The sequence below is a fragment of the Melaminivora jejuensis genome (assembly GCF_017811175.1).
Classification (GTDB): Bacteria; Pseudomonadota; Gammaproteobacteria; order Burkholderiales; family Burkholderiaceae_C; genus Melaminivora; species Melaminivora jejuensis.
This window is the reverse complement of sequence record NZ_JACWIJ010000002.1, coordinates 1,438,459-1,456,237: the sequence shown is the minus strand read 5'-3', so window position 1 is coordinate 1,456,237 and position 17,779 is coordinate 1,438,459. Positions and strand designations below refer to the sequence as shown.

Sequence of the window (17,779 nt, the reverse complement as noted above, 5' to 3'; positions counted from 1 at the left end):
GCCGCCAGCGGGCAGGCCGCAGGATGGTGCCGCACAGGCTGTTTCGTCCATTTTTATAAGCCAAATCAGGCTCAAACGCTTGTCAGGCAAGCGCTGACAGCTATCAAACTGATAGTAAGGATTTCCGGTGAAAGTCAGGCAGGCCTATGAGGCGGAACTCGCCGCCAAGGGCTTTTCGAGCGATCCGGCGCAACTGCGCGCCGTTCAGGCTCTGGAGCGCTGCGCGCAGGAGTGGGGTGCCTACAAGCAGCGCCGCTCCAATGCGCTGAAAAAACTCATCAACCGCCCGGACATCCCCCGGGGCGTCTATATGTACGGCGGCGTGGGGCGCGGCAAGAGCTTTCTCATGGACTGCTTCTTCAACGCCGTGCCGCTCAAGCGCAAGACGCGCCTGCACTTTCACGAGTTCATGCGCGAGGTGCATCGCGAGCTGGCCGGCTTGCAGGGGCAGCAAAACCCGCTGGATGTGCTGGGCGCGCGCATTGCACGGCGCTACAAGCTGATCTGCTTCGACGAGTTCCACGTCGCCGACATCACCGACGCCATGATCCTGCACCGCCTGCTGGTGGCGCTGTGGGACAACGGGGTGGGCTTCGTGACCACCTCCAACTTCAAGCCCGACGAGCTGTACCCGGATGGCCTGCACCGCGACCGCATCCTGCCGGCCATCGCGCTGCTCAATGAGCGCATGGAAGTGGTGAACGTGGACAACGGCACCGACTACCGCTCGCGCGCGCTGGAAAACGCCCGGCTGTACCACTGCCCGCTCGGCCCCGAGGCCGAGGCTGCCATGGCCGAGACCTTCGAGCTGCTGGCCGCCAGCCGCGACGAAGACCCGGTGCTGCACATCGAGGCGCGCGAGATCCGCGCCATCCGCCGCGCCGGCGGCGTGGTCTGGTTCGACTTTCGCGAGTTGTGCATGGGCCCGCGCTCGCAGAACGACTACCTGGAGATTGCCTCGCAGTTCCACACCGTGCTGCTGTCCAACGTGCCGCACATGCCGGTCAACATGGCCTCGCCCGCGCGGCGCTTCACCTGGCTGGTGGATGTGCTATACGACCGGCGCGTCAAGCTGATCCTGTCGGCTGCCGTGCCGCCCGAGCAGCTCTACACCGAAGGGCCGCTGGCGCATGAATTCCCGCGCACGGTCTCGCGCCTCAACGAGATGCAGTCCAGGGAATTCCTGGCGCTGGAGCGCCGGGTGGTGGATACCTCGCTGACCTGATGCCCCTGCCGATGCCGCCACTCATCCCGTGCTGTAACCGGACGCTGGCCCTGCTTGTCGCCTGCGCCTGTGCCTGCGCTGGCGCACTCGCCCAGGAGCCACCGGCCACGCCAGCGATGCCCGCCACATCAACAGGCGAGCTGCCGGCCCGCGCGCGCATCCAGCAGCAGCGCCAGGCCGTGCAGGCGCAACTGCAGCAGCAGGAGGCAGCCTGCCGCCAGCGCTTTGCCGTGGAGGACTGTCTGCGCAAGGCGCGCAGTGCCGCCCGGGCGCAGGACAACCTGCTGTGGCGCCAGGAGCTGGAACTCGACGAAGCCGAACGCCGCGACCGGGCCGCGCAGCGCCTGCGCGCCATCGAGGAGCGCAGCGGCAGCCAGGAGCCGCCCGCTGCGGCGCCAGAAGGGCGGTTGCCGCCTCCCGGCGGGCCTGGCGGACATGAGGCCGAAGCACAATTGCGCGCGCGCCAGGCCAGCGAACGCGCCAGCCAGGCGCGCCAGCGCCAGCAGGCGCACGAGGCGGCGCAGCAGCAGCGGGCGCAGCAGCAGGCCGAGCGGCTGGAGCAGTCGCGCCAGCGCTACGAGGCGCGCCAGCAAAAGGCGCGCGAAAGGCGTGCCGAACATGAGCGCCAGCGCGCCCAGGACGCTGCCGAGGGCCGCCCGGCAGCGCGCCCGCTGCCCTCGCTGGGGGATTGAGGCTCATCTCTTTCAAGAGGTGTTGCGGCGAACAAGCCTTTCATGTGCCAAATGCCAAGCCTTTGAAAGGGATGGGGTCGAGGCCCGGCACGCCTCAAGTGCGTGCAGTTCAGGAGCCGTTCAGCTCAGGGCCTCGACCTTGACGATGGCCAGCGATAGGTTGTCGCCCCCGCCCTGGGCGCGGATGCGGGCCTTGTCGATCAGGAATTCGCTGGCCTCGCGCGGCGTCAGCCGGGTCAGCACGGCGGCCAGCTCTTCTGTCGAGAAGTAGTGCCACACGCCATCGCTGCAGGCCATCAGCACATCGCCGGGCTGTATCTGCGGGATGAAGTGCAGCGTGACCGGCGGGTCGTTTTCCGTGCCCAGGCAGCCCACCAGGATGTTGGACTGGGGATGCGTCAGGGCCTGCTCCTCGGTGAGCTGGCCGCGATCGACCAGGCCTTGCACGTAGGAATGATCCTTGGTGCGGTGGATCAGCTGCCCGTTGCGCAAGTGGTAGATGCGCGAGTCGCCCGCGTGTACCCAGTGGCAGTCGCCGCGCGGGTTCAGCAAGAACGCCGCCAGGGTGCTGTGCGGCTCCTGCTCGGCGGCAATGGCCGTCAGGCGGATTACCATGTGCGCCTCCTGCGCCAGGTGGGTCAGCAGGCTGGCCGGGTCGTCGCCGTCCACGCTGTAGCGCTCGAACAGCTGGCGCGCCGTCAGCATGACCTGGTCGGAGGCCTTGCGCCCGCCGCTGCGCCCGCCCATGCCGTCGGCCAGGACGGCCAGCAGGCAGCCATTGGTGCGTGCGTGCGACAGCAGGGCCACCTGATCCTGCTGGTATTCCCGGTCGCCCCGGTGGATGCCCGTCGAGGCGAGCAGACGATAGGCCTTGCTCATGTCTGATGCACCGATTGCGTCCTGTGTCTGGTGGCCAAGAACAGGTGGGAGTGGGTCAGCATGTCACCACAGCTTCCACCAGGGGTCGGACTTGGCACGGAAGCCCTGGTTCAGCAAGGTGGTCTGCGGATAGCTGGCCAGCAGCACGCGGCGTGCGTCGTCGCGCAGCTGCGGCATGTCCAGCGCGTCGTAGGAGCGCACCAGGATGTACAGCGCCTCCTCGGTGGCGGGCACGTCCTTGTATTCGGCAATGGCGTTCTGCGCCCGGCTGACGGCAGCCACGTAGGCGCCGCGCTCGAAGTAGTAGCGCGCCACGTGTACCTCGTACTGCGCCAGCGAGTTGACGATGTAGGTCATGCGCTGGCGCGCGTCCGGCGTGTAGCGCGAATCGGGAAAGCGCGTGCTCAACTCCCGGAAAGCCTCGAAGGAATCCTTGGCGGCGCGCTGGTCGCGCTCGGACAGATCCTGGCGCGAGACCCAGGAAAACAGCCCCAGGTCGTCGTTGAAATTGACCAGGCCCTTGAGGTACAGCGCGTAGTCGTAGGCGGGGCTGGCCGGGTGCAGCTTCATGAAACGATCCAGCGTGGCCACGGCCTGGGCCTTGTCGCCGCCCTTGTACTGGGCGTAGGCTTTTTCCAGCTGCGCCTGCTGTGCCAGCGGCGTGCCGGCGGCGCGGCCTTCGAGCTTTTCCAGCAGCGGCACGGCCTTGTCGTAGGCGTTGCTGTTCATCTCGTCGCGCGCCTCGGCATAGATCTTGTCGGGACTCCAGCCAGCGGTCTTGTCTTCATTGGTGCTGGAACAGGCGGCCAGGGTGCCGGCCAGCACCAGGGGCAGAACAACAGGCAGTAAACGTGGCATGGCTTTCGGGGGTGAGGTGGCAGGCGGCGGCAGGTGCGGCCTGCATGGGAGGGTGGCGGCGTCGAAGCGCGATTGTATGTAGCGGTGCCCGGCGCCGGGCGCGGGCATGGCCCGGTTTTTACAATGCGCGGATGTTTGTCCACTTGCGCCTGCACACCGAATTTTCCGTCGTTGACGGCACCATCCGCATCGGCGAGGCCATGCGCGCGGCGGCCCGCGACGCCCAGCCGGCCCTGGCGATCACTGATCTGAACAACCTGTTTGGCGCCGTCAAGTTCTACCGCGAGGGCCGCAGCAAAGGAGTCAAGCCCATCATCGGCGTCGAGGTCATGCTCGAAGGCGACACCGGCCCGGCCCCGGCACGCCTGCTGCTGCTGGCACAGAATCGCCAGGGCTACCTGAACCTGTGCGAACTGCTGGCCCGGGCCTGGACAGGCAACGTGGTCAAGAATCTGCCGCTGTGTACCTGGGCGTGGCTGCAAGAGTTGAACGCTGGCCTGATCGCCCTGTCCGGCGCGCAGGCCGGCCCGGTTGGCCAGGCGCTGATGAAGGGTGCCGACGACGTCGCCCAGGAGCTGGCGCAGCGCCTGGCGCAGATCTATCCGCAGCGCTTTTACCTGGAGCTGCAGCGCGCAGGCCGGCCCGACGATGAGGCGCATGTCGCCGCTGCTGCGCAACTGGCCGCCCGGCTGGGCCTGCCGGTGGTCGCCACGCACCCCATCCAGTTCGCCACGCCGGACGACCATGAGGCGCACGAGGCGCGTGTGTGCATCGCCGAGGGCGAAATCCTGGCCAATCCGCGCCGGGTGCGCCGCTTCACGCGCGAGCAGCATTTCAAGAGCGCTGCGCAGATGCACGAGCTCTTTGCCGACCTGCCTTCGGCGTTGGCCAATAGTGTCGAGATCGCCCGCCGCTGCAGCCTGACGCTGGTGCTGGGCAAGCCGCAATTGCCGGACTTCCCGACGCCGGGCGGTATGCCCATCGACGAGTACTTCCGCCTGGCCTCGCACGAGGGCCTGAAGGAGCGCTTGGCGCAGCTGTACCCCGATGCTGCCGAGCGCGAGCGCCAGCGCCCACGCTACGAGGAGCGCCTGGAGTTCGAGCTGGGCACCATCCTGAAGATGGGCTTCCCGGGCTACTTCCTGATCGTGGGCGACTTCATCCAGTGGGCCAAGGCCAATGGTTGCCCGGTGGGGCCGGGCCGGGGTTCGGGGGCTGGCTCGCTGGTGGCCTATGCGCTCAAGATCACCGACCTCGATCCGCTGCAGTACAACCTGCTGTTCGAGCGTTTCCTGAACCCGGAGCGGGTGTCCATGCCCGACTTCGACATCGATTTCTGCCAATCCAACCGCGACCGGGTCATCGAATACGTCAAGGACAAGTATGGCCGGCAGGCCGTCAGCCAGATCGCCACCTTCGGCACCATGGCGGCCAAGGCGGCGATCCGCGACGTGGGCCGGGTCATGGATCTGAGCTACAACTTCTGCGACGGCATCTCCAAGCTGGTGCCCGGCAAGCCCGGCCAGACCTACACCCTGGCCTATCCGCCCGAGCCGAGGAAGGAGGGTGACAAGAACAACTACGCCCTGGAGCTGGAGCCGCTGCTGTACGAGCGCGTGCGCAGCGAGGAGGACGTGCGCACCGTGATCGAGATGGCGCAAAAGCTCGAAGGCATGACGCGCAACATCGGCATGCACGCCGGCGGCGTGCTGATCGCGCCGGGCAAATTGACGGATTTTTGCCCGCTGTACCAACAGCCGGGCAGCGAGTCGGCAGTCAGCCAGTACGACAAGGATGACGTGGAGGCCATCGGCCTGGTCAAGTTCGACTTCCTGGGCCTGGCCACGCTGACCATCCTGGAGATTGCCCGCGAGCTGATCCAGCAGCGCCACAAGGGCCAGGAGAATTTCGCCTTCGAGCAAGTGCCGCTCGATGATGCGCGCACCTACCGGCTGTTTTCCGAGGGCAAGACCGAGGCCGTGTTCCAGTTCGAAAGCCGCGGAATGCAGGGCATGTTGAAGGAAGCCCGCCCCAGCCGGCTGGAAGACCTGATCGCCCTCAACGCCCTGTACCGCCCCGGGCCGATGGATCTGATCCCCAGCTTCGTGAACCGCAAGCACGGCAAGGAGGTGGTCGAGTACCCGCACCCGCTGGTCGAACCGGTGCTGGCCGAAACCTACGGCATCATGGTCTATCAGGAGCAGGTCATGCAGACTGCGCAGGTGCTGGGTGGCTACTCGCTGGGCGGCGCCGACATGCTGCGCCGTGCCATGGGCAAGAAAAAGCCCGAGGAGATGGCCGAGCACCGCATCATCTTCAGGAAGGGCGCTGCCGAGAAAGGCATCCCCGAGGCCCAGGCCGACGAGGTCTTCGACCTGATGGAAAAGTTCGCCGGCTATGGCTTCAACAAGTCGCACGCCGCCGCCTACTCGCTGCTGGCCTATCACACCGGCTGGCTCAAGGTGCATTACACGGCCGAGTTCTACTGCGCCAACATGACCGTGGAGATGGACGACACGGACAAGCTCAAGGTGCTGTACGAGGATGCCGTCAAGCATTTCGGCATCCGCTTCGAGCCGCCGGACATCAACCGGGGCTGTACCGCTTCGAGCCGGTGACGGATCAGGTCATCCGCTACGGCCTGGGCGCCGTCAAGGGCACGGGCCAACAGGCTATCGAGGCCATCATTGCTGCGCGCGAGGGCCGGGGCACGGGGCCGCAGGGCGACGTGTGCGGGCCGTTCAAGAGCCTGTTCGATTTTTGCGTGCGCGTCGATCGCACGCGCCTGAACAAGCGCACCGTGGAGGCGCTGATCAAGGCCGGCGCCTTCGATGCCGTCGAGCCGAACCGGGCGGCGCTGGTGGCGTCCATCGACCGGGCCTTCGACTACGCCGCCGCGCAACTGGCCAACGCCAACCAGGGCGGGCTGTTCGACATGATGGGCGAGGACGCCATCGGCGCCAGCACCGAGGAGCCGGCCCTGGCCGATGTGCCCGAGTGGGGCGTCAAGGAGCGGCTGACGCAGGAAAAGACCGCCGTGGGCTTTTACCTGTCGGGCCACCTGTTCGACGAGGTCGAGGCCGAGGTGCGCCGCTTCGTGCGCACACCCATCGCCGAGCTGGCCGACAGCCGCGAGCCCCAGCTCATGGCCGGCATCCTGAGCGACTGCCGCGTCATCAATGGCCAGCGCGGCAAGCTGGCGCTGTTCAAGCTGGATGACAGATCGGGCGCTATCGAGGCCTCGGCCGACGAGGCCGTGATCGCTGCCAGCGCCGGTCTGCTGCGCGATGATGAGTTCGTGGTCGCCAGCGGTCGGCTGCAGCTGGATCACTTCAGCGGCGGCCTGCGCCTGAAGGTGCAGCAGTTGTGGAGCCTGGCCGGCGCGCGCGCGCGCTTTGGTCGCTATCTGCACGTGGACAGCAGCGTGCAGCCGGACGTGGCGGCCATCGTGCGCGCCTACCCGCCGCAGCGCGAGGAGAGCGGACAGGGCGAGCCGCTGCTGCATGGCCTGCGCGTGCGCCTGGCCGTGCGCTGCAGCGACCCAGCGGGCGGCGCACCGGCGCTGGCCGAGCTGCAGCTGGGCGACGCCAGCCGCTTCTTTCCCTGCGACCAGGCTCTGGCCGCGTGGGCGCAGCAAGTCGGCGCCGGCAGCCTCAGCGTGATCTACGAGATGGCGTGAGCGGCTTGAAATAAGCCGCCAAGCTGCCAGTTTCCCCAAGACCGTGCCCGGGCGCGGCTCGATAGAATGAATTTCAACATGGCAACCATCCGTCCCCCAAGGCGCCCACCAGGCCTTCGATTGCACCGCCCGACACCGGCGGAGCAGCCGTGGTCGAGCGCCGAGCGCAAAAAACCACACCGCCGCAGATGCATCAGGTGGTCATGCTCAATGACGACTACACCCCCATGGAGTTCGTGGTGGTCGTCCTACAGGAGTTCTTCCACAAGGATCGCGAGGCCGCTACACAGATCATGCTCAAGATTCATCTCGAAGGTAAGGGCGTGTGCGGGGTGTACAGCCGCGACGTGGCGGCCACCAAGGTCGAGCAGGTGCTGGACGCGGCACGCCACGCCGGCCACCCGCTGCAATGCCTGAGCGAGCCTGTTGAATAACAGGTCTTCGTCCCTGAAATACAGTTGTTTCCACACGCAAGCACAAAGGAGTTCTCACATGATTGCCCAGGAACTGGAAGTCAGCTTGCACATGGCCTTCGTCGAGGCCCGCCAGCAGCGCCACGAGTTCATCACCGTGGAGCACCTGCTGCTGGCTTTGCTGGACAACCCCAGCGCCGCCGAGGTGCTGCGCGCCTGCGCCGCCCACATTGACGACCTGCGCGCCTCGCTGACGCATTTCATCAAGGACAACACGCCCCAGGTCGCTGGCGAGGGCGAGGTTGACACCCAGCCCACGCTGGGCTTCCAGCGCGTGATCCAGCGTGCCATCATGCACGTGCAGTCCACCGGCAACGGCAAGAAGGAAGTCACCGGCGCCAACGTGCTGGTGGCCATCTATGGCGAGAAGGATTCGCACGCCGTCTATTACCTGCATCAGCAGGGCGTGACGCGCCTGGACGTGGTGAATTTCATCGCCCACGGCATCAGAAAGGGCGAGCCCCAGGAGCCGGCCAAGCAGGAAGGCCAGGCCGAAGCCGAAGAGGGCAGCGCCCAGGGCGAGAGGAACGAAAAGGCCTCGCCGCTGGAGCAGTACACGCAAAACCTCAACCAGTCCGCCAAGGACGGCAAGATCGATCCGCTGATCGGCCGCAACTACGAGGTCGAGCGCACCATCCAGATCCTGTGCCGCCGGCGCAAGAACAACCCGCTGCTGGTGGGCGAGGCCGGCGTGGGCAAGACGGCCATTGCCGAGGGCCTGGCCTGGCGCATCACCCAGGGCGACGTGCCGGAGATCCTGGCCGAGGCCACGGTGTATTCGCTGGACATGGGCGCGCTGCTGGCGGGCACCAAGTACCGGGGCGACTTCGAGCAGCGCCTCAAGGGCGTGCTGAAAAGCCTCAAGGACAAGCCCAATGCCGTGCTGTTCATCGACGAGATCCACACGCTGATCGGCGCCGGTGCCGCCTCGGGCGGGACGCTTGATGCCAGCAACCTGCTCAAGCCCGCACTGTCGTCGGGCCAGCTCAAGTGCATCGGCGCGACGACCTTCACCGAGTACCGCGGCATCTTCGAAAAGGATGCAGCGCTGTCGCGGCGCTTCCAGAAGGTGGATGTGGTCGAGCCGACGGTGGCCGAGACCATCGACATCCTCAAGGGCCTGAAGTCGCGCTTCGAGGAGCACCACAGCGTCAAGTACGCCGCTGCCGCCCTGCAGGCTGCAGCCGAGCTGTCGGCCAAGTACATCAACGATCGGCATCTGCCCGACAAGGCCATCGACGTGATCGACGAGGCCGGCGCGGCGCAGCGCATCCTGACGCCCTCCAAGCGCAAGAAGACCATCGGCAAGACCGAGATCGAGGAGATCGTGGCGAAGATCGCCCGCATCCCGCCCGCCAACGTCAGCAACGACGACCGCAGCAAGCTGCAGACGCTGGAGCGTGACTTGAAGAGCGTGGTCTTCGGCCAGGACAAGGCGCTGGAGGTGCTGGCTGCCAGCGTCAAGATGGCACGCTCAGGGCTGGGCAAGGGCGACAAGCCCATCGGCAGCTTTTTGTTCTCCGGCCCCACTGGCGTCGGCAAGACCGAAGCGGCTAAGCAGCTGGCCTACATCATGGGCGTCGATCTGGTGCGCTTCGACATGTCCGAGTACATGGAGCGCCACGCCGTGAGCCGCCTGATCGGCGCGCCCCCAGGCTATGTCGGCTTCGACCAGGGCGGTCTCTTGACCGAGGCCGTGACCAAGAAGCCGCACTGCGTGCTGCTGCTCGACGAAATCGAAAAAGCGCACCCGGACATTTTCAACGTGCTGCTGCAGGTCATGGATCACGGCACGCTGACGGACAACAACGGACGCAAGGCCGACTTCCGCAACGTCATCATCATCATGACGACCAACGCGGGCGCTGAGACCATGAACAAGGCGACGATTGGCTTCACCAACCCGCGCCAGGCAGGCGACGAGATGGCCGACATCAAGCGCCTGTTCACGCCCGAGTTCAGGAACCGCCTGGACGCCGTGGTCAGCTTCAAGCCGCTCGATGAGCAGATCATCCTGCGCGTGGTGGACAAGTTCCTGCTGCAGCTCGAAACCCAGCTGGCCGAGAAGAAGGTCGAGGTCACCTTCACCGACACCCTGCGCAAACACCTGGCCAAGAAGGGCTTCGATCCGCTGATGGGCGCGCGCCCCATGCAGCGCCTGATCCAGGACTTGATCCGCAAGGCGCTGGCCGACGAGCTGCTGTTCGGTCGCCTCACCGATGGCGGGCGCCTGACGGTGGACATCGACAACCCGGTGGGCGAGGACGATGGCAAGGACGCCCCGGCGCCCGAGATCAGGCTGGACATCCAGCCCCTGCCCAAGAAGGAGCGCGGCGTCAAGGCCGAGCCGGCCGAGCCGGAGGAAGCCACCGCCGACTGAGACCGGCGCCGAGACCAGCAAAAACCGCAGCCCCGGCTGCGGTTTTTTGTGACATTTTGAGCATCAAATCTGCCTCAAAGCCAATACAGGCAAGCGATGGCAGCTATCATAAAAAGAGCGAATCCCGGGGGCGATGAGGGATGAGCGATGAGCGTTCTGCGTGAGCATCACGCCCAACGCCCAACGTTCAGAGCCCCTGCAGCCGGCGCAGCAGTTCGCCCGTGGCGTAGCCGTCCGCCGGCAGGCCCAGGCTTTGCTGCAGGCGGCGCACGCCGGCGCGCGTGGCCGGCCCCAGCACGCCATCGGCCACGCCGGCATCCAGGCCACGGGCATTCAGGCCCTGCTGCAGCTCCAGCACCTCGCTGCGCGACAGCGGCTTGAGGTCGCGCGGCCAAGGCGCCTGCAAGCCGGTGCCGCCATCGATCTGCTGCGCCAGCAAGGCTACGGCCAGGGCGTAGCTGACCGAGTTGTTGTAGCGCAGCAGGGCGCGGAAATTCGGCCCGACCAGTACCGCCGGCCCGCGCGCCCCGGCGGGCGCCAGGATGGAGGCGCCCGGCAGGGACGGCAAGGCTGAGCCATCCCAGGCGCGCACGCCCTCGGCGGCCCAGGCGCTGCTGTCCTGGCGCGTGGTCAGCTCGGCGCGGGCGTAGTCGAAGTCTGCCGGCAGGCGCACTTCCACGCCCCAGGGCTGGCCCTTCGCCCAGCCCGAATGCGCCAGAAAATTGGCCGTCGAGGCCACCACGTCCGGCACGCTGGCCCAGATGTCGCGCCGGGCATCGCCATCGGCATCGACGGCGTGCTCCAGGAACACCGATGGCAGAAACTGCGTATGCCCCATGGCGCCGGCCCAGGAGCCTTTCAGAGCATCCGGGCGGATCTCGCCGGTCTGGGCGATGCGCAGTGCCGCCAGCAACTCCTTGCGCGCCCACTCGGCACGCCGGCCCTCGTAGGCCAGCGTGGCCAGGGCATCGATGGTGCGGAAGTTGCCGAAGTTGCGGCCAAAGTCGCTCTCCATGCCCCAGATGGCGACCACGATGCTGGCCGGTACACCGTAGCGCGCAGCCGCAGCGTTGAGCGCGCTGGCGTTGGTGCGCTGGCGCGTGCGGCCCTCGGCAACGCGCTCGCGCGACAGCGCGCCGTCCAGATAGACCCAGGGCGGGCGGGTGAACTCGGGCTGCGCGCGGTCGAGCTGCAGCACCTGCGGCAGAAACTGCGCCCGGCCCAGCGTGGCCTGCAGCGTGGCTGCGCTGATGCCGGCAGCAGCGGCTTCGGGCATGAAGGCCTCGACCCAGGCGCGAAAGCCGGCGGCATCGGGCGGGGTGCTGGGCGAGTGCTGCGCTGCTGGCCCGGGGGCGCCTTGTGCGGCTGTCCGGACGAGTGTGCGGCTGTCCGGCGCTGGCGCAGCGGCTGGCAGGGCAGCGGGCCGGGGGGCTGGCAGGGCAGCGGGCGGCTGCAGCTGTGCAGCGGCACCCGCTGCCGGCATGACCACCGCCGCCATCGGCATGGCATCGCCCCGGGCCGGCACCTGGGTGCAGCCCAGGGCAGCGCTCAGGCCGGCCAGGGCTACGGCCAGATGCGTCAGGCGCGCCAGGCGCAGCGGCTGCGGGCGCAGGGAAGGGGAGAGGCGCGCGGCAGGGCTGGGGGCGCAGGACGCAGTGCGGACAGACGTGGAACGAGGACAGTGCATGGCGCCAGATTGTGCCGCTGCCAGGGCGGGCATACTTCGGGCGGCCCGCTTCCGGCGCACCCATCCACACCCGCCATGCACACCTTCCTCTGGCACGACTACGAGACTTTCGGCGTCGAGCCGCGCCGCGACCGACCGGCGCAGTTCGCCGCCATCCGCACCGACGCCGAGCTCAACGAGATCGGTGAACCCCTGATGCTGTACTGCCAGCCGCCGCCGGACTATCTGCCCGACCCGGCGTCCTGCCTGTTGACCGGCATCACCCCGCAGCTGTGCCAGCAGCGCGGCCTGCCCGAGCACGAATTCGCCCGCCGCATCGAGGCCGAGCTGGCGCGGCCCGGCACCATTGGCGTGGGCTACAACACCATCCGCTTCGACGACGAGGTCACGCGCTTCATGCTCTGGCGCAACCTGATGGATCCGTATGCGCGCGAGTGGCAGAATCAGTGCGGGCGCTGGGATCTGCTCGATGTCGTGCGTCTGGCCTACGCGCTGCGTCCGCAGGGCATCCAGTGGCCGATCGATGCCGAAGGCCGGCCCAGCTTCAGGCTGGAGGCGCTCACGCACGCCAACGGCCTGGCGCACGAGGCCGCGCACGACGCCCTGTCCGACGTGCGCGCCACCATCGCCCTGGCGCGGCTGATCCGCGAGCGCCAGCCGCGCCTGTTCGACTTCGCCCTGTCGCTGCACAAAAAGGATGGCGTGGCCGCCGAGCTGCGCCTGCCGACCCTGCCCGAGGTGGCGCGGCCCTTTTTGCATGTCTCGGGCATGTTCCCCGCCGAGCGCGGCTGCCTGGCGCTGATGTGGCCGCTGGCCAACCACCCGAGCAACCGCAACGAGCTCCTGGCCTGGGATCTGGCGCACGACCCGTCCGTGCTGGCCGGCCTGGGCGTGGCCGAGCTGCGCCAGCGCCTGTTCACCCGCAGCGCCGAGCTGCCCGAGGGCATGATGCGATTGCCAATCAAGAGCGTGCATCTGAACCGCTCCCCCATGGTGGTGAGCAACCTCAGAACGCTCACGCCCGAGCTGGCTGCGCGCTGGCAGATCGACCTGGAACAGGCCGCCCGCCACGCCGAGGCCGCCCGCGCCCTGCCCAACATGGATGCCATCTGGGCCGAGGTGTACGACCGCCCGCAGCCGGCCTGCGATCCCGAGCAGGACTTGTACGGCGGCTTCCTCGGCCATGAGGATCGCCGTCGCCTGCAGCGCCTGCGCGCCTTGTCGCCCGAGGAGCTGGCGCTGGAGCGCGCCGGTTTTGATGATCCGCGCCTGGCCGAGCTGCTGTGGCGCTACCGAGCGCGCAATTTCCCGCACACGCTCAGCGAGGCCGAGCAGCAGCGCTGGCAGGCGCACTGCGCCGCCGTGCTACTGGACGGGCAGGGCGGCGGCCTGACCTTCGACGAGCTGTTCGCCCGTCTGGACAGCCTGAGCGAGCAGGCCGACGAGCGCGGCATGGCCATCCTGGAGGCGCTGCACGAGTGGGCCGAGAGCATCGCGCCCGAGCCTGTCTGACAGCGTATTGAGCGCTGTGCGTGGAGCGCCAGACGCGCAGCCTCCCCTGGCGCCCTGGCCTACACCCGGGCGGCAGGCTGCTGGCCAACAATCGCGCGATAACTTCTGGCCCGCCCTCCATGTCCCGCAGCGACCACCCGAACGGCACCAACCCGCCCCAGCGTTTCCGGTAGGCGCCAGCGCCCGCGAGGCTGCCAGCCTGCTTGTGCTGGCGCCCAGCCTGCGCTTCATGGTCGGCCTGGTCATCGCCGCGCTGATCATTGCCGGCCTGTACGCCGGGCGCACCATCCTGGTGCCGCTGGCGCTGGCCTTCCTGCTCAGCTTCGTGCTCGATCCGCTGGTGGTGCGCTGCAAGCGCCTGGGCCTGCCGCGCCTGCCCTCGGTGCTGCTGGTGGTGCTGCTGACGCTGTCGGTGCTGGGGGTGACGGCGGTTTTTGTGGCCAACGAGGCGCGCGTGCTCAGCGAGCAACTGCCGCAGTACCAGCACACCATCCGCAAGAAGCTGCGCTCGCTGGGCCAGCAACTGCGCGCCCCCGGCATGTTCGAGGGCGCCAAGCGCACCCTGGACATCGTGCAAAGCGAGGTCGAGGCGGCCACGCCGCCGGCCAGCAGCAGCGGCTCCGGCAGCCGCAGCGCCAGCGTGCAGAAGGTGCAGGTGCAAGAGGCCAAGCTGTCGCCCGCGCAACAGGCGCTGGCGGCCTTCGATGCGCTCAAGCGGCCCCTGACCGATGCCGGCCTGGTGCTGGTCTTCGTGATCTTCATCCTGCTGGATCGGGTGGACTTGCGCGACCGGCTGCTGCGCCTGCTCGGCGGCGAGTTGCACCGCGCCACCGACGCCATGGACGAGGCCGGCGAGCGCATCTCGCGCTACCTGACCATGCAGCTCATGGTCAACGTCAGCTACGGCATTCCAATGGCGCTGGGCCTGTGGGCCATCGGCGTGCCGGGGGCGTTTCTGTGGGGCGCGCTGGCCGGGCTGATGCGCTTTGTGCCCTACGTCGGCGCTTTTGTGGCGGCGCTGTTTCCGGTCACGCTGGCCTTTGCCGTACACCCGGGCTGGAGCCTGGTGCTGTGGACGCTCGCCCTGATCGTGGTGCTGGAGCTGATCAGCAACAACGTCATCGAGCCCTGGCTGTACGGCGCCAGCACCGGGCTGTCCATCCTGTCGCTGATCGTTGCCGCCACCTTCTGGGCCGCGCTGTGGGGGCCGGTGGGGCTGATCATGTCCACGCCGCTCACGGTGTGCCTGCTGGTCATTGGCCGCTACCTGCCGCAGCTGGCTTTCCTGGACGTGCTGCTGGGCAGCCAGCCGGTGCTCGACGAGCCCACGCGCATCTACCAGCGCCTGCTGGCCGGCGACCCTGAAGAAGCCATCGAGCTGAGCGTGACGCAGATCGAGGCCTTCAAGGGTTCGGTGCCGGCCTTCTACGGCCAGGTGGCGCTGCCGGTGCTGCGCATGGCCATGGGCGACCATCTGCGCGTGGCCACGCCCGAGCATCGCCTGCGGCTGTTCGAGGGCTTGGATGCGCTGCTCGACGATCTGCAGGAGCAATATCCGCCGCCCGCAGCGACGGTGATCGCCGGCGCGCACCAGGGCCAGCCCATCGTCTGCCTGGGCGGCAAGTGGGAACTCGATCACATTGCCGCACGCATGGCGGCGCACGCCTTAACGTTGCAGGGCTGGCCGGCGCAGACGCGCTCGCTGGGCACCTTCAGCGCCGGGCACCTCGACGAGCTGGCGCTCGATGATGTGCAGGTGGTGTGCGCGGTCTGGCTGGCCAGCGACCCAGTGGCGGCGGCACGCCATTTCTGCCGCCGCCTGCACCGGCGCTGGCCGCATGTGCGCATCGTGCTGGCGCTGTGGGGCGAGCCGCTGGAGCCGCTCAGCGGGGCAGATGCCGCGCAGGCCTTGGGCGCCGACGCCGTAGCGCTGTCGCTGGCCGAGACCGTGGCGCGCGTGGGCGAATTGCAGGGTGTGAGCGTGGACAGCACCTTCGAGGAGGCGCCCGTACCCGAGGGCGACGCCTTGCGCGTGCAGGCTCTGCTGGCCAGCGGCTTGCTGGACGGCGACGGCGCGCGCCAGATCTGTCTGCACGCTGCCAAGCGCGCTGCCGACATCTTCGACATGCCGCAGGCCCTGGTCACGCTGATCGACGGCGAGCACCAGGTCGTCCTGTGCAGCCACGGCGCGCTGGCCCCGGACGATGCGCCCCAGGAGAGCGTGCCGGTGCCCGTGGCTGCCACCAGCGCCGTCCACCAGCAGCGGATGCCGCGCCGGCTGTCGCTGTGCGCCCACGTGGTGGCGCTGCGCCAGGCGCTGGTGGTGCCCGACATCGCCCGCGATGCGCGCTTTGCCGGCAACCCGGCGCTGCGCGAACGCGGCGTGCGCTTTTATGCCGGCGCACCGCTGCGCGATGCGGGCAAGCATGTGCTGGGCGCGCTGTGCCTGCTGGACACGCGGCCACGCACTTTCGATGCGCGCGAGCTGCGCCTGCTGCAGGCCCTGGCCGATGATCTGGCGGGCAACTGGCGCGAGACTGGCGCTGCCCCGGCGCCAGCACCGGTGCCGCAGCCACCCGAGCCTCCGGCCTCGGCCACGGTGGGGCAGGTCATGCCTTGATCGGCGTTGTGCGTTTGGTGTTTAGCGAACAAGGATGCTGCACACAAGACGCCAAGCGCCCAACGCCCAACGCCCAACGCCTACTTGGTGCCGAAGATGCGGTCGCCCGCGTCCCCCAGGCCAGGCAGGATGTAGCCGTGCTCGTTGAGCTCGCGGTCGATGGCGGCGGTGTAGATGGGCACGTCGGGATGTGCGCCCTGCAGCGTGGCGATGCCTTCGGGCGCGGCCAGCAGGCAGACGAACTTGATCGAGCGCGGCTGCAGCTGTTTGAGGCGCGCCACGGCAGCGGCGGCCGAGTTGCCCGTGGCCAGCATGGGATCGACCACGATGATGTCGCGCTCGTGCATCTCGGACGGCATCTTGAAGTAGTACTCGACGGGCTGCAGCGTCTCGGGGTCGCGGTACAGGCCGATGTGGCCGATGCGCGCGCCGGGCACGACGTTGAGCATCCCGTCCAGAAAGCCGTTGCCGGCGCGCAGGATGGACACCAGCACCAGCTTCTTGCCGTCGATGACCTTGGCGGTCATGACCTCCAGGGGCGTCTCCACCTGCACCTCCTGCAGCGGCATGTCGCGCGTCACTTCGTAGGCCATCAGGGTGGACAGCTCGCCCAGCAGGCGCCGGAAGCTGTTGGTGCTGGCATCCTTTCTGCGCATCAGCGTCAGTTTGTGCTGCACCAGGGGGTGGTCGATGAGGTGGACGTTGCTCATGGGAGATGTCTGCGGGGGTATCGAAAAGAGGTTTTCAGTCTGCCAGAAAGCGTGCGTAGCGCGGCAAGTCCACGTTGCCGCCGCTGATGACGATGCCCACGCGCTTGCCCCGGATGTCCACGCCGCCGTGCTGCGCGCCGGCAAAGCCCAGCGCGCCGGTGGGCTCGACGACGATCTTCATGCGCTCGGCCATGAAGCGTAGCGCCTGCATCAGCTGCAGGTCGCTGGCCGTGAGGATGCCCTCGGCGTGCTGGCGGATGATGTCGAACGTGAGCGGCCCCAGGGCGTTGGCCTGCGCGCCGTCAGCGATGGTGCGCGGGTTGTCGATGCGCACGATATGGCCGGCGCGCAGCGATTGCTGGGCGTCGTTGGCCGTCTCCGGCTCGACGCCGTGGATCTCGCACTGCGCGCCCAGCGCCTGCGCCGCCAGCAGGCTGCCCGACAGCAGGCCGCCGCCGCCCACGGGCACGAACAGGTAGTCCAGGCGCGGCACCTCCTGCAGCAGCTCCAGCGCCGCCGTGCCCTGGCCGGCGATGACGTGCGGATGCTCGGACGGCGGGATCAGCGTCATGCCGCGCTGCTCGGCCAGTTGCAGCGCCAGCGCCTCGCGGTCTTCGCGCTGGCGGTCGTAGGTCACCACCTGGGCGCCGTACTGGCGCGCCGCCGCCATCTTGGAGGCTGAGCCGTCCTCGGGCATCAGCACCAGCGTGGGCGCGTCGTGCAGCCGCCCGGCCAGAGCGATGGCCTGGGCGTGGTTGCCGGCGGAAAAGGTGAGGGCGCCGCGCTCGCGCGCCTCGGGCTCCAGCAGGGCCAGCGCGTTGCAGGCACCGCGGAACTTGAACGAGCCGGTGCGCTGCAGGCTCTCGCACTTGAAATGCACCTGCGCGCCCAGCAGCCGGTCAGCCATGCCCGAGCGCAGCACCGGCGTGCGATGCACCATGCCCTGCAGGCGCTGGGCGGCGTCCAGGACATCTTGCGGGGTGGGGGCGGGCAGGTTGGCGGCGTGCATGGCGGGTTCCTGTAGGAAAAGCAGGGCAGGGCTGGGGCTGGCCAGCCCCATGAAA

At 68.2% G+C, this 17,779-nt stretch carries 11 protein-coding genes and 1 pseudogene; 7 read left to right on the top strand and 5 right to left on the bottom strand.

The features are described 5' to 3' along the window. The first annotated feature begins 127 nt into the window (after window positions 1-127). Window positions 128-1,225, top strand: a complete 1,098-nt coding sequence (gene zapE / locus IDM45_RS07000; protein ID WP_209422205.1) for a cell division protein ZapE — start codon at window positions 128-130, stop codon at window positions 1,223-1,225. Between the two features lie 116 nt (window positions 1,226-1,341). Next, window positions 1,342-1,917, top strand: coding sequence for a hypothetical protein (locus IDM45_RS06995; protein WP_209422204.1), 576 nt, complete (start codon window positions 1,342-1,344; stop codon window positions 1,915-1,917). Between the two features lie 120 nt (window positions 1,918-2,037). On the opposite strand, the gene IDM45_RS06990 is transcribed toward IDM45_RS06995, so the two are convergent. Beyond that, on the bottom strand, window positions 2,038-2,796 hold the full coding sequence (locus IDM45_RS06990; protein ID WP_209422203.1) for a PP2C family protein-serine/threonine phosphatase: 759 nt from the start codon (window positions 2,794-2,796) through the stop codon (window positions 2,038-2,040). Window positions 2,797-2,859: 63 nt separating this feature from the next. Beyond that, window positions 2,860-3,654: an outer membrane protein assembly factor BamD gene (locus IDM45_RS06985; RefSeq protein ID WP_209422202.1), complete on the bottom strand. Its 795-nt coding sequence runs from the start codon at window positions 3,652-3,654 to the stop codon at window positions 2,860-2,862. Between the two features lie 131 nt (window positions 3,655-3,785). Here IDM45_RS06985 and dnaE point away from each other — a divergent pair. The 3 genes and pseudogenes from dnaE to clpA all read left to right on the top strand — a co-directional run bounded on the left by dnaE (window position 3,786) and on the right by clpA (window position 10,186). Then, window positions 3,786-7,333: pseudogene (gene dnaE / locus IDM45_RS06980) on the top strand (DNA polymerase III subunit alpha). Window positions 7,334-7,452: 119 nt separating this feature from the next. Beyond that, window positions 7,453-7,767 (top strand): ATP-dependent Clp protease adapter ClpS, encoded by a 315-nt coding sequence (gene clpS, locus IDM45_RS06975; protein ID WP_209424038.1) that lies wholly within the window; start codon window positions 7,453-7,455, stop codon window positions 7,765-7,767. 58 nt (window positions 7,768-7,825) lie between these two features. Beyond that, window positions 7,826-10,186, top strand: a complete 2,361-nt coding sequence (clpA, locus tag IDM45_RS06970; RefSeq protein WP_209422201.1) for an ATP-dependent Clp protease ATP-binding subunit ClpA — start codon at window positions 7,826-7,828, stop codon at window positions 10,184-10,186. 187 nt (window positions 10,187-10,373) lie between these two features. On the opposite strand, the gene IDM45_RS06965 is transcribed toward clpA, so the two are convergent. Next, window positions 10,374-11,690, bottom strand: a complete 1,317-nt coding sequence (locus IDM45_RS06965) for a lytic murein transglycosylase (RefSeq protein ID WP_209424037.1) — start codon at window positions 11,688-11,690, stop codon at window positions 10,374-10,376. A 258-nt stretch (window positions 11,691-11,948) separates the two neighbouring features. On the opposite strand from IDM45_RS06965, the gene sbcB reads away from it, so the two are divergent. Further along, entirely contained in the window at window positions 11,949-13,385 is a 1,437-nt protein-coding gene (sbcB, locus tag IDM45_RS06960; RefSeq protein WP_209422200.1) for an exodeoxyribonuclease I, read from the top strand. A gap of 205 nt (window positions 13,386-13,590) precedes the next feature. Continuing rightward, window positions 13,591-16,005 (top strand): AI-2E family transporter, encoded by a 2,415-nt coding sequence (locus IDM45_RS06955; protein WP_325168954.1) that lies wholly within the window; start codon window positions 13,591-13,593, stop codon window positions 16,003-16,005. Between the two features lie 80 nt (window positions 16,006-16,085). On the opposite strand, the gene upp is transcribed toward IDM45_RS06955, so the two are convergent. Both upp and IDM45_RS06945 read right to left on the bottom strand, forming a co-directional pair. Continuing rightward, window positions 16,086-16,715: a uracil phosphoribosyltransferase gene (gene upp, locus IDM45_RS06950; protein WP_209422199.1), complete on the bottom strand. Its 630-nt coding sequence runs from the start codon at window positions 16,713-16,715 to the stop codon at window positions 16,086-16,088. Window positions 16,716-16,749: 34 nt separating this feature from the next. Continuing rightward, window positions 16,750-17,724, bottom strand: coding sequence for a threo-3-hydroxy-L-aspartate ammonia-lyase (locus IDM45_RS06945; protein WP_209422198.1), 975 nt, complete (start codon window positions 17,722-17,724; stop codon window positions 16,750-16,752). Window positions 17,725-17,779 lie beyond the last annotated feature (55 nt).

Bases quoted from the DNA above. Each gene is read 5' to 3' on its own strand.
- IDM45_RS06995 (WP_209422204.1), top strand. From the start codon at position 1,342: ATGCCCGCCACATCAACAGGCGAGCTGCCGGCCCGCGCGCGCATCCAG.
- IDM45_RS06990 (WP_209422203.1), bottom strand. From the start codon at position 2,796: ATGAGCAAGGCCTATCGTCTGCTCGCCTCGACGGGCATCCACCGGGGC.
- IDM45_RS06985 (WP_209422202.1), bottom strand. From the start codon at position 3,654: ATGCCACGTTTACTGCCTGTTGTTCTGCCCCTGGTGCTGGCCGGCACC.
- clpA (WP_209422201.1), top strand. From the start codon at position 7,826: ATGATTGCCCAGGAACTGGAAGTCAGCTTGCACATGGCCTTCGTCGAG.
- IDM45_RS06965 (WP_209424037.1), bottom strand. From the start codon at position 11,690: ATGCCGATGGCGGCGGTGGTCATGCCGGCAGCGGGTGCCGCTGCACAG.
- sbcB (WP_209422200.1), top strand. From the start codon at position 11,949: ATGCACACCTTCCTCTGGCACGACTACGAGACTTTCGGCGTCGAGCCG.
- upp (WP_209422199.1), bottom strand. From the start codon at position 16,715: ATGAGCAACGTCCACCTCATCGACCACCCCCTGGTGCAGCACAAACTG.
- IDM45_RS06945 (WP_209422198.1), bottom strand. From the start codon at position 17,724: ATGCACGCCGCCAACCTGCCCGCCCCCACCCCGCAAGATGTCCTGGAC.